This is a genomic window from Mesorhizobium mediterraneum (assembly GCF_002284565.1).
GTDB classification, from domain to species: Bacteria; Pseudomonadota; Alphaproteobacteria; order Rhizobiales; family Rhizobiaceae; genus Mesorhizobium; species Mesorhizobium mediterraneum.
Map to the genome: position 1 here is coordinate 345,455 of NZ_NPKI01000017.1, position 19,160 is coordinate 364,614.

Sequence of the window (19,160 nt, forward strand, 5' to 3'; positions counted from 1 at the left end):
CGAATGCGGAGATGAGCGTGTGACCTGGGACCGGCTGCGCAGCGATCTTGCCGCGAGGTTCGCCGGCGTCACGCGACCGACGCACTCGGATTGGATTTTCGCTCTGCGCACGGTTTCGGCCGGGCTGATCGCACTTCTCGCCGCCTACGCGCTCAAGCTCGACCACCCGCAATGGGCGATGATGACGGTGTTCATCGTTGCCCAGCCGGTCGCCGGCATGGTGCTGGCGAAAGGTTTTTACCGGCTGCTCGGCACACTGGCCGGCGCGCTGGCGGCGATCGGCACCACCACGGTCTTTGGCGCCAACCTCTGGCTGCTCGTCACGGTGCTTGCCGTCTGGATCGGCCTTTGTACCCTCGTCTCGTCGCTGCTGCGCAACCCGGAAGCCTATGGCGCTGCGCTTGCCGGCTACACGGCGATGATCATCGGCCTGCCGGCTTTCGGCCAGCCACATCTCGTCGTCGATCTCGCCGTGGCGCGCTGTGGGGAGATCGTGCTTGGCATCGTCTGCGCCGCACTGACCAGCCGGCTGATCCTGCCGAAACTGGCGGCTGACGCCATCATCGGCAGGCTGAAGCGCTGCATCCTCGACCTTGCCGTCTATGCTGGCGGCGCGTTCTCCGACAGCGATGCGGCAACCCTTGCCAACCTGCACCGAAAGCTGGTCGCAGACGCCCAGACGCTGGGTGAAATGCGCGCCTATGCGAGGCTGGAAGCGCCGAGCTTCGCGACGCGCGCCTATCCGGTCCGCCGCACTATCGGCCAGCTTTTGTCGGCGCTGTCGGCGGCGCGCGCTCTGTATGCCCATGCCGCACCGAAAAACGCAGTCCTCATACCCATGCGCACCGAGCTGAAGGTTTTCGTCGGCGAATTGGCAGAAAAACCGGGTGCGCTGGACGACACAGCACCCTGGATAGCGCGGCTCGACGCGATCGTTGCCGAAGCACGGCGGATGCCCGACATGCCCGCCGCAAAAGGCGATGACAGGGCAGGCGCAGTCACCCGCCTCACCATCGCCGCCGATTTCGCGGAGGCCCTGAAGCAAGTGCTGCGCGGCCTGGACGCCTTACGAGCGCCGGCCCCGCGCCTTACGCGTGAACGCAGGCAGCCGGCGCTGGTCGTGCACCGCGACTACCATGCGGCGTGGCGAAACGCCGTGCGCGCGGCACTTGCGACACTGCTGGTCGCCGCTTTCTGGCTGACGACAAAATGGTCCGAAGCGGCGGGCACGGTCATCCTTGTCGCCGTCGTCTCCAGCCTGTTTGCCGCGCGCCCCGATCCCGTGCAATCGGCCTGGGGCTTCTTCAAGGGGACGTTGCTGGCCCTGCCCTTCGCATTTCTCGTCGGTCAGGTCGCGCTCCCCGCTCTGCCCGGCTTCGGCTGGTTCACGCTCTTCGTCGTGCCGATCCTGGTTCCCGCGGCGCTGGCGATGGCCAATCCGCGCTATGTCGGCGTGGCAACCGCCTTCGCCATCAATTTCCTTGCCTTCCTCAGCCCACATCAGGCCATGACCTACGACCCCGGACCGTATTTCGCCGGTTCGGCATCGATCTTGGTCGGCATTCTTCTGGCGATCGGCGTCTTCCTCACGGTACTGCCCGCCGATCCGTGGGTCACCGTCGGCCGTATCGTGCGAGCCATGCGGGAAGATCTGGCGCGCCTCTGCCTGCATGAGCGCGTGCCGAGACGCGAGGCCTTCGAAAGCCTCGCCTACGACCGGGTCAACCAGTTGATGCCGCTCATGCAGCGCACCGGCAGCAAAGGCGACGCCGTTCTCGGCGGCAGCATAGCCGCAGTCACGGTTGGCATCGAGATCCTGCGGCTGCGCAATGCGCAGCAAAGTTCAGCGATTCCCGCCGAACCCGCGCTTTCGATCACTAATTTCCTGCGAGGACTGGCGCGCGAACTGCTTTTCCGGCGACCCGGCGAGCCGCAAACGGCGACCATCACTGTCGCGCGGCAATATGCGGCTGGCATCGCCGAGCGAAGCGAGGCGGCCGACATGCTGCAGATAGCGGCCTCATTGCGCATCATCGCCGCGGCGATCGAGGATTTTCCGGATTTCTTCGCGAAGGATAGGGTCTAAGCCGCCGCTATCGCCAGCGCATGGCCGCGCGCATTTTCGCGCAGCGCATCGAGATGGATCGATTTGACCAGTCCGGCGAGATCGCCTTCGGCGGACTGCCCGCCGAGTTCCTTCAGCATCAGCCAACTGACTTCCTGGACGCCGGCCAGGCGCTTGCCATTGGCAACCTCGCGCCAGATCTTCAGCGCACGCAGAATGATCGCGTGCGTGATCGCGGCAAGGCCGGCACTGCGGAACAGCGCCTGCAGCGCCACGTCGTGCCCGCCGGCCAGAAGCGCCCTCACCCGTTGTTCGGATTGCTGGCTGAGCGCGACCAGCGCCGAACCGAAGAAATCGACCTTGCCATGCGCGATGGTGCGAATGATGAAGCTTGCGGTCAGGTCGCCGCGCAGGCGCAGATGCTCGATGAGCGCCGCATGTTCTTCGTGGCGGGTGCCTTCGATCAGCGTCACGGAAGCCTTGACGCAGGCATCGCGCATGACGCGCTCGGCTCTGGCTGCGCCCATAAGAGCCACGACAAGCGGAGATCCTTTTAGGGTTTCTCCGAGCTTAACCAGAAGCATATGCCGGCAATCAGCGGGCAGCCGCGCATCCGATATCAGCGCCTCGCGCACCAAAGGCAGATGGCCATGGCGTTCCGCGATACGGCGGAAGCTGAGTGAAGCGATGTCGGCGCCGCTGTTGGCGAGAAGCGTGGCGCAGGCTTCCGGCTCGCCGATTTCGGCAATCGCCGCGGCGACCGCCATGGAGACGCGCGGACGATCCGCGATCAATTTCTGCGTCGCGTTCTGGCCTCCGGCGATGCGGTCGATCAGGTCGGCGTCGGTAAGAAGCGGCGAACGCGCCAGCACCAGGCTCGCGACCTCCGGCTGATCGGACGCCAGCGCGCTGATGATCTGCAGCGGCGCGTGATGGCTCATCGACAGCGCTTCCGCAATCGCCAGCCGCACTTTGGACGAGGCATCGTCGAGCAGCAGGGTCAGCGCGGCCTCCGCCGCGCAGCGGTCCTCGAAAGGCAGATCGGCATTGATGTAGGCGCGGGCCAGAGCACTTGCTGCCGCAGCGCGCTCCGAGACCCTTGCCGTGTAGATCCATTTCAGGAAATGCGAAACAACCATGCCGTCCGCTACGCCCCTGGCCCGAGTCCGTTCCCGCCCCAGGGAAGACCGTAGGCAGAAATGGTTTACGAACGGTTCACCATGTTTGTTAACTGGCTTGCGAGCGCGGTATGCAGCGCCTATCAACCCTTGAAGAACGAAGGAGATCGACCATGGCCGGGCTTTATCTGGAAGAGTTCGTCGTCGGCCATGTCTTCCGGCACACGCTGCGTAAAACCGTTACCGAAAGCGACAATATGCTGTTTTCGGTAATGACGCTGAATCCGCAGCCGCTGCACATCGATTTCGACTTCGCTGCTAAGAGCGAATGGGGCAAGCCGCTGGTCAATTCGCTGTTCACGCTCGGCCTGATGATCGGGATTTCGGTGAACGACATCACCGTCGGCACCACCATCGCCAATCTCGGTATGAAGGAGACGGTGTTTCCGCATCCGGTGTTCCACGGCGACACCATCCGCGTCGAGACCACGGTGGTGTCGGTGCGCGACTCCAAGTCGAAGCAGGACCGTGGCATCGTCGAGTTCGAGCACCGCGCCTACAACCAGAACGATGTGCTCGTCGCCAAATGCACAAGGCAGGCGATGATGATGAAAAAAGCGGCCTGACCGATGCGTTCGTTGCTCTTCGTTCCCGGCGATTCCGAAAAGAAGCTGGAAAAGGCGTTTGGCGCCGGCGCCGACGTGGTCATCGTCGATCTCGAGGATTCGGTCGCGTCACAAAACAAGGCCTTAGGACGCGACACCGCAGCACGCTTTATCACCGAACACAGGCATCGAACCAAATCCACAATCTATGTGCGCATCAACGATCTCTCGACCGGCTTGACCGATGACGATCTGGCGGCAGTTGTGCCAGCGAAACCCGACGGCATCATGCTGCCCAAGTCGAATAGCGGACAGGATGTCCAGCATCTGTCGGCCAAGCTCAGGGTGCACGAGGCCGAAGGCGGGCTGCCCGATAGTGCGATAAAAATCCTGCCGATCATCACCGAAACAGCCGCCGGCGTGCTGACGGCTGCGACCTACGCCAAGGCAAGTGCGCGGCTTGCCGGCATCACCTGGGGCGCGGAAGATCTATCGGCCGCGATCGGTGCGCGCACGGCGCGCGACGAGAACGGCCGCTACACCGATGTGTTCCGTTTCGCCCGCACCATGACCATCCTTGCCGCTAGTGCTGCGGAAGTCGCGGCGATCGACACGGTTTTCCCGGATTTTCGCGACATGGCCGGCTTCCAGGCGGAATGCGCCAAGGCAGAGCGCGACGGCTTCACCGGCAAGATGGCGATCCATCCGGCACAAGTGCCGGTCATCAACGCCGCCTTCACGCCATCGGCGGAGGCGGTGAAACACTCCAAGGCGATCGTCGCCGCGTTCGAAGCGGCGGGAAATCCGGGCGTGGTCGGCATCGACGGCAAGATGTACGACCGGCCGCATCTCAAACTGGCCGAGCGGCTTCTGGCGCGCGCCAAGGCGGCGGGAATCTCCGTTTAGTCTTTTCCCCAGCCCTAATCTTTTCCCCAGCGTGGCCGGCGCATCGAAAATATCTCGCTGACGCTGGCATAATCCATGTAGCCGAGACGACCGACATTCCCCGCCTTGACGATATCGAACATGCCGTCGTTCAGGAATGTGTCGTCGATATGCACGCCGACGACTTCGCCGGCAACGACGACGGCACTGGTCAGCGTCCCGTCCAGCGCCTTTGGCCGCAGGATTTCCGTTACCCGGCATTCAAGCGCAGCCGGCGCCGCCGCCACGCGGGGCGCCGTAACAAGACGGGACGGCGCCATGGTGAGATCGGCATAGTCGAATTCGCTGACGCCGCGCGGCGCATCGACCGCCGTGCGTACCATTTTTTCCACTAGATCGCGGCTGACGAGATTGGCGACGAACTCGCCTGTCTCTTCGGCGAAGGTGGCGCTGTCCTTCTCACCTTCGGAGGAAAACCAGACGATGAAGGGTCGTGTCGAAAAAGCATTGAAGAACGAATAGGGAGCGAGGTTGAGCTTGCCGGCCTTGTTCACTGTCGAGATCCAGCCGATCGGCCGTGGCGCCACGATCGCCTTGGACGGGTCATGCGGCAGCCCGTGACCTTTTGACGGCTCGTAAAACATTCAGCCGACCCAAGGCCCGGCATAATCGGCATAGAGTTTTGCCGGATCAGGCCGCGGCCGCTCCGGCGTCAGCCCTTGATAGGAGCCGATATGGACGAAGCCTACGACGCGCTCATGCGGGGCCAGCCCCAGGATCGCCCTGCCCTCCGGCACATCGGAATACCAATTGCTGATCATGTTGGTGCCATAGCCCAGCGCATTGGCTGATATCATGAGGTTCATCGCCGCCATGCCGCCGGACAGGAACATTTCCCATTGCGGGATCTTTGGGTTGTCCTTCGGGCTCGACACCACGCCGATCACCAGCGGCGCACGTGAAAAACGCGCCAGTTCCTGGTTGCGGCGGCCTTCCGGCAGCGGCCCTTCGCGCTGTTCGGCAAGTGCTGCCAGCTTCTTGCCGATCTCGACGCGTGCCTCGCCCCGGTAGAGGATGAAGCGCCAAGGTTCGAGCCGGCCGTGGTCCGGCACCCGCGAGGCAGCGGCAATCATCGTCGCGATGTCAGCGTCGCTGGGCGCCGGTTCCTTCAACTCCGGGATCGGTGCGGAATTTCGGGTCAGCAGAAAGTCGATGATCGGCGATGCCATGGGCGCAAGTCTCCTGGAATTTGAGCTGAAGCGCACCATCGGGACATCGGGCGGCTCGGGCATTGGCGCGGCGCGCCGGACAAAGAGTTCTCTAGCAGAAGCTGATCGGACTCTTAAGCCTTGAAATTGCCACCGCCTTGGGCTTCAACGCAAGGCATGTTTGAGGGGACATTCCGTCTTTTCCTGATCTTGCTCGCTGCCGCACTGTTGATGGTGCCGGTTTCGCTTGCCGTCGCGCAGGATGTGGACGGCCTCGGCGATCTGAAGCTTCCCGGAATTTCGAGCTATGCACCTCCGAAAAGCGAGACATCGCTGGCATTGGGGAGCAGTGGGGCAATCACGCTGTCGGCGCAATTGACCGACAACGGCGCCGACATCACGCGCGGCATCGTCTGGCGCGTCTTCAAGCCTGAGCCCACCGGCGACGGCAAGCTGCCGATGGTCGCTTCCGCCCATGGCGGCAGCGCGGTATTCCAGCTCGAGCCCGGCAGCTATCTGGTTCATGCCTCCTATGGCCGGGCCGGCGCCACCAAGCGCATCACCGTCGGCAAAGACGCCAAGCGCGAAAGCCTCGTGCTCGATGCCGGCGGACTCAAGCTCGATGCCGTGCTGTCGGGCGGGGTGCGCATACCGCCGAAGAAACTGCGCTTTTCGATCTATGAGGGCCAGGCCGAAGCCAATCACGATCGCGCCCTGATCATACCCAACGTCGAGCCGAACAGCGTCGTGCGGCTGAACGCGGGCGTCTACCACGTCGTCTCGATCTATGGCTCGGTGAATGCGGTCATCCGCTCCGACATCCGCGTCGAGGCCGGCAAGCTGACCGAAGCGGCCGTCGAGCATCGTGCGGCGGAGATGACCATGAAGCTAGTACGCGAGCCGGGTGGAGAGGCGATTGCCGACACCTCCTGGTCGTTGCTCAACGAATCCGGCGATCCCATCAAGGAAACCGTCGGCGCCTTTGCTTCGATGGTGCTTGCCGAGGGCGACTACACCATCATCGCCAAGAACCGCGACCGCATCTACCAGAAGGATTTTACGGTCGTGGCCGGGCAGAACCAGGAAATCGAGGTTCTCGCCACGGAAGCCTCGGCGATCGATCCCCAAGAAGGCGCGGACTGAACGGCCCGGACACTGCCGTCCAAGGTTAGGGTCCGCCGTATGATTTGCCGATCAGGCGGCTTTGCGCATGCGTCGTGTCAGGAACTGGCCGCGGCCGCGCGATTCGATCGGCGCCAGATCGAAAACGCCACGATAGAGGCGGTCGAGCAAAGTTTTGCGGTCGCGCAGCGGCTCCAGTTCGTCCCATCCCAGCACGTCGCCGACGCGCACGTCGATTGATTTGCCGGACAGCCGCGCGAATTCGTGGATGAGCAGCGAAGTACGTAGCGTCAGCGAAGCCCTGCCGACGAACTTCGCCACGCGCCCGTCACGCTCAGCCATATTCATCGGTCCGCTGACCAGGTGAAACAGCCGGCCGTTCTGACCGGAAAAGTGCATTGGGATAACCGACGCCTTGGCATCTTGGACGAGACGGGCCGGAAACATTTTCCATGGCAGATCGCGCGCCCGGCCAAAACCTTTCGGCGCGGTGGCGACGCCGCCCGCGGGGAAGACGACGATGATGACGCCCTCCTTCAGCAGCCGCACCGCCTCATGGCGGACCGCCATGTTGTTCCTGAGCGCGTCCTTGGTCTCGGAAAAGTCGATCGGCAGCGAATAGGGCTCCATCTCGCGGATCTTGAGCAGATCCTTGTGGATCATGACACGGAACGGGCGCTGAAGCTGCTCGGCCAGCGAGAGCACCGCAATGCCATCGCCGATGCCGAACGGATGATTGGCGACGATCACCAACGGCGTGCCGGGCAGGTTTGCCGGCGGCCATTGGCCGGCGGTTCGGACCAGGACGTCGATCAGTTCCAGCATGCGGCTGAACACGCGCTCGTCGGTCGGCACCACATGACGGCGCCAAAAATCATAGAGCGCCGCGAAACGGTCGCGGCCGGACAGGCCTTCGATGGAATGGATGAACCAGCGCGTCAATGCCGGCTGATGCGGACTGGCATAAGAAAGCTCGGGAAACGGTCTTTCGCGCATCTTCAGCTTGAGCATGAGTGCTCGTTACAAGGCTGGCGTGACAAGCATGTGAAATGGCGGGCATGTGAAAATGGCGGGGGATCGCCCAACCGCCATGAAGCCATCATTGCCACGACGACTGATCGCGCGGCAACCGACCATCTGGATCATGCACATCTACCTTGTCGTCGGCCGTCAGATTGGCGCTGAATATGACGAGATTGGTGCCTCCCGCATGCTGAAGCGAAGGAAAAAGCAGGCCGCGGCAACCGGCCGTGATCAGTATGTCGGAGAGTTTCCACGATGGCGGCGTCTTCTTGTCGATACGCGCGATAAGACGCCATTTACAATCCCATTCCGCCCATTCGGGACCCCAGATGAGGGGATCATACCCCGTCGACAAATCTACAACCTGATCCAACGTGACCTTGTAGGCCGCTAGTGTCGCTGGCGGAGTAATTGAAGCTCCCTGGCGATATTCATCGAGAGCCGTCTGCGGCGCGCGCGAGAGATAAAGCGCTTCGATCCCGGGTCGATTGAACCTACCTCCGTCAATCGCCGCACCGGCGCCGCTTACCGGAACATATGCCCATCTCGGCGTCAGGTAGCGATGGAAGACCTCGTCCGGCCCAATGCGGACGAGATTCATCCGCGCGCGCCGTTTTCCAAGTCGCGGAGATAGCTCAACACTGCTTCAAAATGCCCTTCGGCCACCAATTCGGCTGCGGTCTTGTGATCGTATTCGGCGATCGGCTCGTTTCGATACCAGTAAATTGCTTTGCTAATATCTCCGGTGAGCGTCGCCGCGGCCGTGATCGCCTTGATCATTTCGCGCATCCGGCTTTGCAGTCGCTCAGAGGCCGGATTGCGAAGCGTGTTTCGGTGAACACCCGTCAGATCGGCCAGGTTCGTCACCTGGACACCAAGCGCTTTTGAAAAGCGTTTTGGTGAAATGTAAGGTGTGCGAGGTTCCTGAAGGCTCTCCACGAAGCCCGACACCATGGCGGCCTGCGTATTCTGAGCGATTGTCATCGGTCTTCTCCGGCGCTTGTGATGACACTTGTCTGCACAATATGTGCACATCTCTTTGCATATCAAGTGCCGATTGCCTCGGTCAGCGCTCAGATCAAAGAAAGTAGCCATCAACGGCGACGGAATTCTCGCCTTCTCGAAATGCCAAATACGAAGCGTCTGCTACGTCAACCCTGTCGGCGTGAGCTTCGCCAGCTCACTACCGACAGGGATGCGCCATTAGAGCCAGGTCTAGGCCGCTCGTTTGCGCTTGCGGTCGGGCGTCACCGCCTCTTCGGCAAGCATTGCCACCGCCTGCCCAAGGCCAAGCGATTCCTGGTCGCGCGAGCCGAGCCGGCGGATGTTGACCGTCTCCTCCTCCGCCTCGCGCTTGCCGCAGACGAGGATAACCGGAACCTTGGCCAGGCTGTGCTCGCGGACCTTGTAGTTGATCTTCTCGTTGCGAAGATCGGCTTCCGCCAACAGTCCGGCCGCCTTCAGCTGCGCGACGACCTTTTGCGCGTAATCGTCGGCATCTGAGGTGATCGTCGCCACCACCACCTGCAGCGGCGCGAACCACAGCGGGAAATGACCCGAATAATTCTCGATCAGGATGCCGAGGAAGCGCTCCATCGAGCCGCAGATGGCGCGATGCACCATCACCGGCTGCTTCTTTTCCGAATCGGAGCCTATGTAGAAGGCGCCGAACCGTTCCGGCAGGTTGAAATCAACCTGCGTGGTGCCGCATTGCCAGTCGCGGCCAATGGCGTCCTTCAGCACATATTCGAACTTCGGCCCGTAGAACGTGCCCTCGCCCGGATTGACGCCCGTCTTGATCCGGTTGCCCGACCGCGCCGCGATCTTGTCGAGCACGTCCTGCAGCACGCCCTCGGCATGATCCCACATCGCGTCGGTGCCGACCCGTTTTTCGGGGCGGGTCGCCAGCTTGACGGTGATTTCGTCGAAGCCGAAATCGGCATAGGTCGACAGGATCAGGTCGTTGATCTTGATGCACTCGTCGGCGAGCTGTTCCTCGGTGCAGAAGATGTGGGCATCGTCCTGGGTAAAGCCGCGCACGCGCATCAGCCCGTGCAGCGCGCCGGACGGCTCATAGCGATGCACATTGCCGAATTCCGCAAGTTTTACCGGCAGATCGCGGTAGGACTTCAGCCCGTGCTTGAAGATTTGGACGTGGCCGGGGCAGTTCATCGGCTTCAGCGCAAACACCCGGTCGTCGTCGGTGTCGTCGCCGGCAACCGTCACCTTGAACATATTGTCCCGGTACCAGCCCCAGTGGCCCGACGTCTCCCACAGGCTCTTGTCGAGCACCTGCGGCGCGTTGACCTCCTGATAGCCCTGCTCGTCGAGGCGGCGGCGCATGTAGTTGACCAGGTTCTGGAACATCCTCCAGCCCTTGGCGTGCCAGAAGACGACGCCCGGCCCCTCTTCCTGGAAATGGAACAGGTCCATCTCGCGGCCGAGCTTCCGGTGATCGCGCTTTTCGGCTTCCTCCAGCATGATCTGATAGGCGTCGAGCTGCGCCTGATCGGCCCAGGCCGTGCCGTAGATGCGCGTCAGCATCGGGTTGTTGCTATCGCCGCGCCAGTACGCGCCGGCCACCTTCATCAGCTTGAAGGCGTTGCCGATCTGGCCGGTCGAGGCCATATGCGGGCCGCGGCAAAGGTCGAACCAGTCGCCCTGCGCATAGATCTTGAGATCCTGATCTTCGGAAATGGCGTCGATCAGCTCGAGCTTGTAGCGCTCGCCCTTGTCGGCAAAGATTTTTTTCGCCTTCTCGCGCGACCACACCTCTTTGGTGAACGGCTTGTTGCGCGCGATGATCTCGCGCATCTTCTTCTCGATCACCGGGAAATCGTCGGGCGTGAACGGCTCGTTGCGGGCAAAGTCGTAGTAGAACCCGTTCTCGATCACCGGACCGATGGTCACCTGCGTACCCGGCCACAATTCCTGCACGGCCTCGGCCAGCACGTGTGCTGCGTCGTGGCGGATAAGCTCCAGCGCGCGCGGGTCTTCGCGGGTGATGATCTCGATCTTGCCGGACTTGCCGAGCGGATCGGAAAGATCGCGCACGACGCCATCGATCGCGTAGGCAACGGCCTTCTTGGCCAGCGACTTCGAGATCGATTCCGCCAGGCCGGCGCCGGTCATCGCGGCTTCATAATCGCGGACGGAGCCATCGGGAAATGTCAGGGAAACGGAATTCAGCATAGAGTTCTCCTATCCAGTCCCGCAAACGAGCGCGGGTGGTGAAATGCATGTCGCCCAAAAGTGCGTAGCGGTTTTGGGGCGACCACATGCATAAAAGTAAAAGCCGGATGCGTCCGGCGGCAGTCTTTTATGGGCAGATTCCCGCGTCGTAAAGGCGGGTGGTGGATCACTTAGTCTTGTTTGATGAGATTCGGCAGGTCTTTCAGGAACATCGCACGCGTCTGAGGGCCCTTGGGCGTGTCCGATCGTTTCGTGTCGACCACAAGGCGGGCAAAGACGATCTTGCGGCCATCCTTTTGCGCCCAGCCGACAAACCAGCCAAGCGAGCGGTCATCCCTCACCTTGTCGGCGTCGTTGCGAAGCCTTGTGCTCCCGGTCTTGCCCTGCACCGTCCAGCCACCTGCCTGGAAGGTCGGCAAGATCGCCTTGGTCATCGCGAAGGCCTTGTCCGAAACCGGCAGGTTGCGGTCAAGCAGCCGACGCAGGAAATTCACCTGTTCGACCGGCGAAATCTTGAGGGAAGAATTCACCCAGGACCGGGTGAGGCTATCATTCTTGCCGGCGTTGCCAGAAACATCCGTGTTGCCGTAGTCGAATTTCGACACGTAGCCGGCAAAGCGCTCGCTGCCGAGCCGGCGGGTGATTTCCCGCGAAAACCACAGCACCGAGTCCTTCTCCCAGATCGTCGGGTCGACGGTTTTCTGGTCCCGCTTCACCGCATTGAACTCCGGCTTGTAGTCCCATGCCGGCGTGTGCTCGTCGATTAGGATTCCCGCATCATAGCCGATCAGCGACAATGGGACCTTGAAAGTCGAGGCGGGACTGAAGCGCTGATCGCAAACCCCTTGCCGATACAGCGTTTCGCCGCTTGCAGCATCCAGGATCAGCGTGCATTCAACGTCGTTCTGCGGCTCGGATTGAGCGCGGATCGGAAAGCCCAAAAACCAGGCCAGAAGATAGAGAACCAAGGCGAAGACGAATGGACGGCGGTCTATCTGGCGCATTTGGCAATCTCTCCTGAGGCAGATCAGGAGCGGCTTAGCGAGGCGTCTTGTCTCGATTTTGTCTTAAATGCGCAAGATGCGGTCAAGCTTAGCAAATCGTAAAGATCTGCCCGATTGCCCACGCCCCTACCGCCATCAGTCTTCCGGGTCACGCTTTTTTCCGATCCGCCAATACCGCCAGGGCGTGAACCAGACATAACGGCCTTCCAGCACTTCCGGCACCCGGTCGATACCATGCGTGCCGAACGGTCCGCAGCGCAGCACCCTGAAAAGCCCCATCCAGCCACCCGCCCACAGGCCGTGGCGGGCGATCGCTTCATGCGCGTATTCGGAGCAGGTTGGCAGGTGCCGGCACGAATTGCCGACAAAACCGGACAGCGTCAGTTGGTAAAAGCGCACGAGCGATGTGCCCAGCAGGCGGCCGGGCGTCTTGCGCCACGGGCCGGGCCAGTTGCGCCCGCGCTGGAGCGACCTGGCGACATGCGCATGCCCATGTTGGTCGCGCACCGCATTCTCCGCATCGCGTTTCCTTGCACGATAGATGTGGACTTCGACCCGAGAACGCAATCCCCTTCTGATCACCGCCCTGTTGTCCGCCTCAGGCGCTTGGACGGCGGGCGGGATACCGATCGGCCAAGATATGCAGCGAGCAGCCGCGCTCTCTTCGCAACGTCCGGCATATGGCGGCCTCGCGCCACGCGCTTGAAATGTCGCGACCCGGATGACATCGCCAAAAATGCTCAGAAACTGGATCATGGCCGCATCTCCTTTGAGTGTTGATTTGACCCCTGCTGGCCTTCATCCTCAAACGAGTATAGTTTCCACTTCGGATAACTTGAGATTATGCAAATGAAGCGCGGGCGCCTTCCCCTGACAGCATTGAGGAGTTTCGAAGCCGCCGGCAGGCAGCTGAGCTTCAGCCGGGCGGCCGACGAACTCTTTGTATCCCAAGCGGCGATCAGCCGTCAGATCCGCGAACTCGAGCTGTTCCTGCGCCAGCCCTTGTTCGTGCGCCACCATCGCCGCGTCGAGCTTACCGACACCGGCCGGCGCTTGCTCGATCAACTCGTCAGAAGTTTCGACGCAATCGATGGGCTGCTTTCGGAAATGATGGCGACGCCGGCCCAATCCGTGGTCTGCGTCAGCGTCGAGCCTTCGCTTGCCGCATCCTGGCTTGTGCCGCGGCTCAATCGATTTCGCGAGCTGCGGCCGGATATCGACATTTCCCTCGACGTCGACCCGCGCCTGATCGAGTTCCGCAGCGATCAGGCCGAACTCGCTCTGCGCTTCAGCGCCCACAGCACGTCATGGCCGCGCAGCGAGGCGGAATGCCTTGCTTCGGTCATCTATTCGCCTGTGCTGTCGCCGGCTCTTTCCGCGGCCGGTCCGGCACTGGAAAGCCCGGCCGACCTGCGGCGCTACACCTTGCTGCATGAAGAAAATCGGCAGAGCTGGGCTCGCTGGTTCGAGGCAGCAGGCGTAGCCGCGGATGAGATGCCGGAGCGTGGCCCGTTGCTGGCGGACGCGTCGCTGTCGAAGCAGGCCGCCTTGCTGGGGCACGGCGTTGCGCTGGCTGACCTTCTGCTAGCCAAGGAGGAACTGGCGACCGGTGCGTTGATCAAGCCATTCGGCACCGACATAGTTTGCGGCGCCTATTGGCTGGTTGCCAGGAGCCTGCGCAACCTATCCGAACCGGCTGCGGCGTTCGCCGAATGGGTCCGGGTCGAATTTGCCGAAAGCAGGCGTTCTCTGGAGGGTATTTAGGCTGCCTGTTCGGCGCGCTTCTTCTCGATCTGGCCGATCGCGTCGACCACGGCATCGAAGGTAAGCATGGTCGAGGCATGGCGGGCCTTATAGTCGCGCACCGGTTCGAGATATCTCAGGTCGGCGAAGCGGCCTTCGGGCGGCGCGCCGTTTTCCTTCAGCATCTTCAGCATCGTCTCGCGAACGCTGCGCAATTCATCCGCGCTGGCGCCGACGACATGCTGCGCCATGATCGAGGACGACGCCTGGCCAAGCGCGCAGGCTTTGACGTCATGGGCGAAATCGGTGACAACGCCGTCATCCATCTTCAGATCGACGGTCACGGTCGAGCCGCACAGCTTGGAATGCGCGCGCGCAGTTGCATCGGGACGGTCGAGCCGGCCGATCCGCGCGATATTCCCGGCAAATCCCAGAATTTTCGCATTGTAGACGTCGTCGATCATATTTTTCCAATCCGTCGCCGCCAAGCGAACAGCGATTGCCGCTGGCGGTCTTCCTTTCGCTCGGCACGATCATATATAATGCTGGTAGTCGGGTATGGACAAGGTAACCAAACGACCTCGTCCTTGCTCAAATCAAGTTCACGCCGCTTACGGGCTGGAAACAGGGCACGTTTCTAACACCCGAAAGGTCGTGGTCCGTTCAACTCGTTCCTCCTGAGAGGGGAACTACGGGAGACGCCTTTATGGATGCCGTCATCAAGAAATTCATGCCCCCCTCCGCCTATCTGGAAAAGCCGGTCACCGATCGGCCGAGCGAAGCCGAAGCCGAGGCCGCGGTTCGCACGCTGTTGCGCTGGACCGGCGACAATCCGGACCGGGAGGGCCTGGTCGACACGCCAAAGCGTGTGGTGAAGGCCTATCGCGAAATGTTCGGCGGCTACGACAAGTGCCCGGCCGAGGAACTCGGCCGCACCTTCGAGGAAGTCGCCGGCTATGACGACCTTGTCCTCGTCAAGGATATAACATTCCATTCGCATTGCGAGCACCACATGGTGCCGATCATCGGCAAGGCGCATGTCGGCTATTTGCCGGACGGCAAGGTTGTCGGCCTGTCCAAGATCGCGCGCGTCGTCGATATCTTCGCCCAGCGCCTGCAGACCCAGGAAGCGATGACCGCACAGATTGCCGGCGTCATCCAGGATGTGCTCAATCCGCGCGGCGTCGCCGTCATGCTCGAAGCCGAGCATATGTGCATGGCCATGCGCGGCATCCGCAAGGAGGGCTCCACGACGCTGACCTCGACCTTCACCGGTGTCTTCAAGGACACGCCCGAGGAACAGGTCCGTTTCGTCACCATGGTGCGTGGCGGCAGGGGCTGAAGACCCCCGCGGTCGCTAGCCATGATACCGAAAAGTGGGAACCGGTTCTCGGACAGGATCATGGCCAAACAACAAGACAGAGCCTCGCCCATTCCGATCCTATCGGAATGGGCGAGGCTCTGAACAAGGACCGGCGATGTCGGCAGTGGAATTTCCGAAAGCTCCATCAGACAAGAAGGCACTGGAAGAAAGCACGGTCTTTTCGCCGCGCTTCGATGCCAGCGGCCTCGTCACCGTCGTCGTTACGGATGCCGAAGACGGAATGCTGCTGATGGTCGCGCATATGAACACCGAAGCGCTGGCGCTGACGCTGGAAACCGGCATCGCTCATTACTGGTCGCGCTCGCGCAGCGCTCTGTGGAAGAAGGGCGAAACGTCCGGGAACGTCCAGACCGTCGTCGAGATGCTCACGGATTGTGACCAGGATGCCATATGGTTGCGCGTCAAAGTGATGGGCCACGACGCAACCTGCCACACCGGCCGGCGTTCTTGCTTCTATCGGACGGTGGGACTGATCGACGGCAAGGGGACGCTTGCCAGCGACGGCAGCAAGCCGCTGTTCGATGCGGAAGAAATGTATCGAAAGCCCCGTGAACCATCCAAATGAACCATTCGCCGGCCTGCAACCACGTATATTCATGATTTCGATACTGCCAGCCTCTATGTTGGCAGTCGGACAAGGGAGATTGTGATGCTCGAATGGGCGTCATCGCGCAACCGACTGGACGTTCGAGAGGCCAATGGCCTGTCATCGTCCGCCGGCGCATCCGAAACGAGCCCCGCCAAGAAAACAGGCATTTCGCTGGCATTGGGCGGCGGCTGCGCGCGCGGCTGGGCTCATATCGGCGTGCTGCGCGCGCTTGACGAAGCCGGCATCGAAGTGTCGATGATCGCCGGCACCTCGATCGGCGCGCTGGTCGGCGGCTGCTATCTTGCCGGCAAGCTGGATGAGCTGGAAGAATTCGCCAGAAGCCTGACCAAGCGGCGCATTTTTGGTCTTCTCGATCTCAATCTGCGCGGCAGCGGCCTGTTCGGCGGCATGAAGCTCGACGCACGGCTGCGCGAGCATATGGCCGGCATCCGGTTCGAGGATCTGCCCAAGCCTTTCGTCTGCGTCACCTCGGAGATCCGCACCGGCCATGAAATCTGGCTGTCGGGCGGCTCGCTGATCACCGCCATGCGCGCCTCATATGCACTGCCCGGTGTGTTCGAACCGGTCACTTGCAATGGCCGCGTGCTGGTCGACGGCGCGCTGGTCAATCCAGTGCCGGTCTCGGTCTGCCGCGCCTACGAGCAGCCGCTCGTGGTCGCGGTGAACCTTCACTACGATCTGTTCGGCCGCGCCGCCGTCATCAAGCACAGCGCCGGCGAACTGGTCGTCGAAAAGGATGCGCCAAGGCCCGGCCTGTTTGACGCAGGGCACCAGTACCAAACACGGCTCGGCATCACCGGCGTCATGGTCGAGGCCTTCAACATCATCCAGGACCGCATTTCGCGTGCGCGACTTGCCGGCGACCCGCCCGATATGTCGCTGCAGCCTAAGCTCAGCCATATCGGCCTGACCGAATTCCACCGCGCCGACGAGGCGATCCGCATCGGCTATCAGGTTACGATGGCACAGATCAGCGAGTTGACCCGGCTACAGACGGTTCTGGCCTAGCTCGTCGGCATAGGTGTTTGGCAGGTTGCAGGCTGTTGGCAGGCAGGATTTTCGCCGTTCGTCTGGGTCGACTATCGCCGACATTGGAGATTGGCCGAAGCCTTCCCAACTTCGTCATCCCAGGGCGAAGCAGGAGCGAAGCTCCGTCGCGGAGACCCTGGGATCCATGCCGTAACGCTAGTCAAAGAGTACAGCGGAGCAGAATTCTGCGCAGTGGCGGCGTTCCAATGTCATGGCATGGATCCTGGGGTCTGCGCCGCGTCGCTTCGCTCCTTGCTCCGCCCCAGGATGACGAAGCGATGGGCGTTTCGGCTAATCTCCAAGGCATGCGATCGCCAATACAAGCACGTCCGGCCTGTCAAAACTTCTGCGCTAAGGACCTAAGTCGGCTCACAACGCTCAGGCGCGTGCCGCATCGACGATGCGGAACTGCACCGTGCGGTTGCCGTTCCAGTGATTGCCCGACAGCGAACCGGCGACATGCACCGGCTTGCCCCTGTTCTTGAACAAGAATTCGCCGAGCGCCGTATCGACGGCGCGAAAGGCGATCGCCTGGATGCGGCCGCCGCTTTCCGACTGCAACTCGGCGCGGATGTGATTGGTGCCGACCGGCCTTGCATCGGCAAGGCGATGGCGCGGCAGCGCGAAGATCGGCGCGACATGCCCGGCGCCGAACGGGCCGGCTTTCTCCAATGCATCGAGCAGGCCGAGCGTTGCACCCTCGGCGGCCAGCGCACCGTCGATCGCCAAGCTTTCCTCACCTTGCAGCCGGAACACGTCGGCCGCCGCTCGTTCCTCGAAGAAGGCCCGGAGCGCGCCAAGTTTCGCCCGCTCCACCGTGATGCCGGCCGCCATGCCATGGCCGCCGCCTTTGACGATCAGCCCGGCAATGGCCGCCTCGCGCACCAACCGGCCAAGGTCGAAACCCGACACCGAACGGCCTGAACCCGTGCCGACGCCGTTGGCGTTGAAGGCGATGGCGAAGGCGGGCCGGCGCGCATGGTCCTTGAGCCGCGAGGCCAGCAGGCCGACGATGCCCGGATGCCAATTGGAGCTGGCGGTGACGACGATGGCCGGCCCATTGCCGCCGGCAAGCTCGGCATCGGCCTCCACGCGTGCCGCGGCCAGCATTTCCAGCTCCATCTGCTGCCGTTCCTGATTGAGCCGGTCCAGCGTCTCCGCAATGGTGCGGGCCTCGACGGGATCGTCGGTGGCGAGCAGGCGGCTGCCGAGCGCTGCATCGCCGATGCGCCCGCCGGCATTGATGCGCGGGCCGATCAGATAGGCCAGATGGAAGGTGCTGACCGGCTCGCCGATGCGCGAGACCCGCGCCAGCGCCGCCAGTCCTTCGTTCCTCTGCTGGCGCGCCATCTGCAGCCCTTTGACCACGAAAGCGCGGTTGACGCCGGTCAGCGGCACCACGTCGCAAACGGTCGCCAGCGCCACGAGGTCGAGCAAGCCAAGCAGATCCGGCGGTGCGGCATCCGGCAGCCGGTCGCGCAGGATCTTCGCCGTCTGCACCAGAGCCAGGAAGACGACGCCGGCGGCACAAAGATGGCCCTGCCCCGAAAGGTCGTCCTCGCGATTGGGATTGACAACCGCTACCGCCGCCGGCAACGGGCCGCCTAGCTGGTGATGGTCGAGCACCACGACATCGGCGCCGGCAGCCTTCGCCGCGTCGATGGAAACGGCGCTATTGGTGCCGCAATCGACGGTGACGATCAGCGTCGCGCCGCGCGAGACGAGCTCGCGCATGGCTTCCGGATTGGGGCCGTACCCCTCGAAGATGCGGTCCGGGATGTAGATCTCCGATGGCACCGAGAAATGTGTGAGAAACCGCTTGAGCAGCGCCGAGGAGGCCGCGCCATCGACATCGTAATCGCCGAAGATCGCCACCCTTTCCCTTGCAACGATTGCCGCGGCGATCCGGGCGGCGGCCTTGTCCATGTCGGTCAGCGACGCCGGGTTCGGCAAAAGGTCGCGGATGGTCGGATCAAGGAACCGCTCGGTCTGCTCGGCGGTCACGCCGCGTCCGGCAAGGACGCGCGCGACGATGTCCGGCACGCCATAGCCTTGCGCTATGGCAAGCGCGGTCATGTCCTGCCGCTCGGTCAGCCGGTGTTCCCAGGAAACACCAGTGGCCGACTGCCTTACATCGAGGAAGATACGGTTTTCGCCCGTCATGCGACGCGC

The 19,160-nt window shown here is 62.4% G+C and carries 19 protein-coding genes; 8 read left to right on the plus strand and 11 right to left on the minus strand.

The features are described 5' to 3' along the window. The first annotated feature begins 19 nt into the window (after nucleotides 1-19). Nucleotides 20-2,086 (plus strand): FUSC family protein, encoded by a 2,067-nt coding sequence (locus tag CIT25_RS15545; protein ID WP_095485394.1) that lies wholly within the window; start codon nucleotides 20-22, stop codon nucleotides 2,084-2,086. Here the strand turns inward: CIT25_RS15545 and CIT25_RS15550 are convergent. Continuing rightward, nucleotides 2,083-3,204, minus strand: a complete 1,122-nt coding sequence (locus tag CIT25_RS15550) for a DUF2336 domain-containing protein (protein ID WP_095485395.1) — start codon at nucleotides 3,202-3,204, stop codon at nucleotides 2,083-2,085. The genes CIT25_RS15545 and CIT25_RS15550 overlap by 4 nt on opposite strands. Before the next feature lie 110 nt (nucleotides 3,205-3,314). On the opposite strand from CIT25_RS15550, the gene CIT25_RS15555 reads away from it, so the two are divergent. Beyond that, nucleotides 3,315-3,809: a MaoC family dehydratase gene (locus CIT25_RS15555; protein WP_441338325.1), complete on the plus strand. Its 495-nt coding sequence runs from the start codon at nucleotides 3,315-3,317 to the stop codon at nucleotides 3,807-3,809. A gap of 3 nt (nucleotides 3,810-3,812) precedes the next feature. Next, nucleotides 3,813-4,694: an HpcH/HpaI aldolase/citrate lyase family protein gene (locus CIT25_RS15560; RefSeq protein WP_095485397.1), complete on the plus strand. Its 882-nt coding sequence runs from the start codon at nucleotides 3,813-3,815 to the stop codon at nucleotides 4,692-4,694. A 14-nt stretch (nucleotides 4,695-4,708) separates the two neighbouring features. Here CIT25_RS15560 and CIT25_RS15565 read toward each other — a convergent pair whose 3' ends face one another. Both CIT25_RS15565 and CIT25_RS15570 read right to left on the minus strand, forming a co-directional pair. Further along, nucleotides 4,709-5,317, minus strand: coding sequence for a flavin reductase family protein (locus CIT25_RS15565; RefSeq protein WP_095485398.1), 609 nt, complete (start codon nucleotides 5,315-5,317; stop codon nucleotides 4,709-4,711). Next, nucleotides 5,318-5,902 carry a nitroreductase family protein gene (locus CIT25_RS15570; RefSeq protein ID WP_095485399.1) on the minus strand — a complete coding sequence of 195 codons (585 nt, stop codon included), beginning with the start codon at nucleotides 5,900-5,902 and terminating at the stop codon, nucleotides 5,318-5,320. It lies immediately after the preceding gene. A 156-nt stretch (nucleotides 5,903-6,058) separates the two neighbouring features. Between CIT25_RS15570 and CIT25_RS15575 the strand changes: the two genes are divergently transcribed. Further along, nucleotides 6,059-7,024, plus strand: coding sequence for a hypothetical protein (locus CIT25_RS15575; RefSeq protein ID WP_095485400.1), 966 nt, complete (start codon nucleotides 6,059-6,061; stop codon nucleotides 7,022-7,024). Between the two features lie 51 nt (nucleotides 7,025-7,075). Here CIT25_RS15575 and CIT25_RS15580 read toward each other — a convergent pair whose 3' ends face one another. The 6 genes from CIT25_RS15580 to yidD form a co-directional block, all read right to left on the minus strand. Beyond that, on the minus strand, nucleotides 7,076-8,014 hold the full coding sequence (locus tag CIT25_RS15580) for a lysophospholipid acyltransferase family protein (RefSeq protein ID WP_095485401.1): 939 nt from the start codon (nucleotides 8,012-8,014) through the stop codon (nucleotides 7,076-7,078). Between the two features lie 88 nt (nucleotides 8,015-8,102). Next, nucleotides 8,103-8,627, minus strand: a complete 525-nt coding sequence (locus CIT25_RS15585; protein WP_095485402.1) for an RES family NAD+ phosphorylase — start codon at nucleotides 8,625-8,627, stop codon at nucleotides 8,103-8,105. Next, nucleotides 8,624-9,010 (minus strand): hypothetical protein, encoded by a 387-nt coding sequence (locus CIT25_RS15590; protein WP_095485403.1) that lies wholly within the window; start codon nucleotides 9,008-9,010, stop codon nucleotides 8,624-8,626. The genes CIT25_RS15585 and CIT25_RS15590 overlap by 4 nt, the downstream gene beginning before the upstream one ends. 231 nt (nucleotides 9,011-9,241) lie before the next feature. Beyond that, nucleotides 9,242-11,218: a threonine--tRNA ligase gene (gene thrS, locus CIT25_RS15595; protein WP_095485404.1), complete on the minus strand. Its 1,977-nt coding sequence runs from the start codon at nucleotides 11,216-11,218 to the stop codon at nucleotides 9,242-9,244. Nucleotides 11,219-11,388: 170 nt separating this feature from the next. Then, nucleotides 11,389-12,222 carry a class D beta-lactamase gene (blaOXA, locus tag CIT25_RS15600; RefSeq protein ID WP_095485405.1) on the minus strand — a complete coding sequence of 278 codons (834 nt, stop codon included), beginning with the start codon at nucleotides 12,220-12,222 and terminating at the stop codon, nucleotides 11,389-11,391. 135 nt (nucleotides 12,223-12,357) lie between these two features. Next, on the minus strand, nucleotides 12,358-12,729 hold the full coding sequence (gene yidD, locus CIT25_RS15605) for a membrane protein insertion efficiency factor YidD (protein WP_095485587.1): 372 nt from the start codon (nucleotides 12,727-12,729) through the stop codon (nucleotides 12,358-12,360). A 342-nt stretch (nucleotides 12,730-13,071) separates the two neighbouring features. On the opposite strand from yidD, the gene CIT25_RS15610 reads away from it, so the two are divergent. After that, nucleotides 13,072-13,986 (plus strand): LysR substrate-binding domain-containing protein, encoded by a 915-nt coding sequence (locus CIT25_RS15610; protein WP_095485406.1) that lies wholly within the window; start codon nucleotides 13,072-13,074, stop codon nucleotides 13,984-13,986. Here CIT25_RS15610 and CIT25_RS15615 read toward each other — a convergent pair. Beyond that, a complete protein-coding gene (locus CIT25_RS15615; RefSeq protein WP_095485407.1) occupies nucleotides 13,983-14,429 on the minus strand; it encodes an iron-sulfur cluster assembly scaffold protein in 447 nt (148 codons plus the stop codon). The two genes, CIT25_RS15610 and CIT25_RS15615, sit on opposite strands and share 4 nt — an antisense overlap. 242 nt (nucleotides 14,430-14,671) lie before the next feature. On the opposite strand from CIT25_RS15615, the gene folE reads away from it, so the two are divergent. From folE to CIT25_RS15630, 3 genes are all read left to right on the plus strand, one after another. After that, entirely contained in the window at nucleotides 14,672-15,307 is a 636-nt protein-coding gene (gene folE / locus CIT25_RS15620) for a GTP cyclohydrolase I FolE (RefSeq protein ID WP_095485408.1), read from the plus strand. Between the two features lie 136 nt (nucleotides 15,308-15,443). After that, nucleotides 15,444-15,914 (plus strand): phosphoribosyl-AMP cyclohydrolase, encoded by a 471-nt coding sequence (gene hisI, locus CIT25_RS15625; RefSeq protein WP_095485409.1) that lies wholly within the window; start codon nucleotides 15,444-15,446, stop codon nucleotides 15,912-15,914. 84 nt (nucleotides 15,915-15,998) lie between these two features. Further along, a complete protein-coding gene (locus CIT25_RS15630; protein WP_095485410.1) occupies nucleotides 15,999-16,967 on the plus strand; it encodes a patatin family protein in 969 nt (322 codons plus the stop codon). Between the two features lie 399 nt (nucleotides 16,968-17,366). Here CIT25_RS15630 and recJ read toward each other — a convergent pair whose 3' ends face one another. Continuing rightward, nucleotides 17,367-19,151 (minus strand): single-stranded-DNA-specific exonuclease RecJ, encoded by a 1,785-nt coding sequence (recJ, locus tag CIT25_RS15635; protein WP_095485411.1) that lies wholly within the window; start codon nucleotides 19,149-19,151, stop codon nucleotides 17,367-17,369. Between the last annotated feature and the right edge of the window lie 9 nt (nucleotides 19,152-19,160).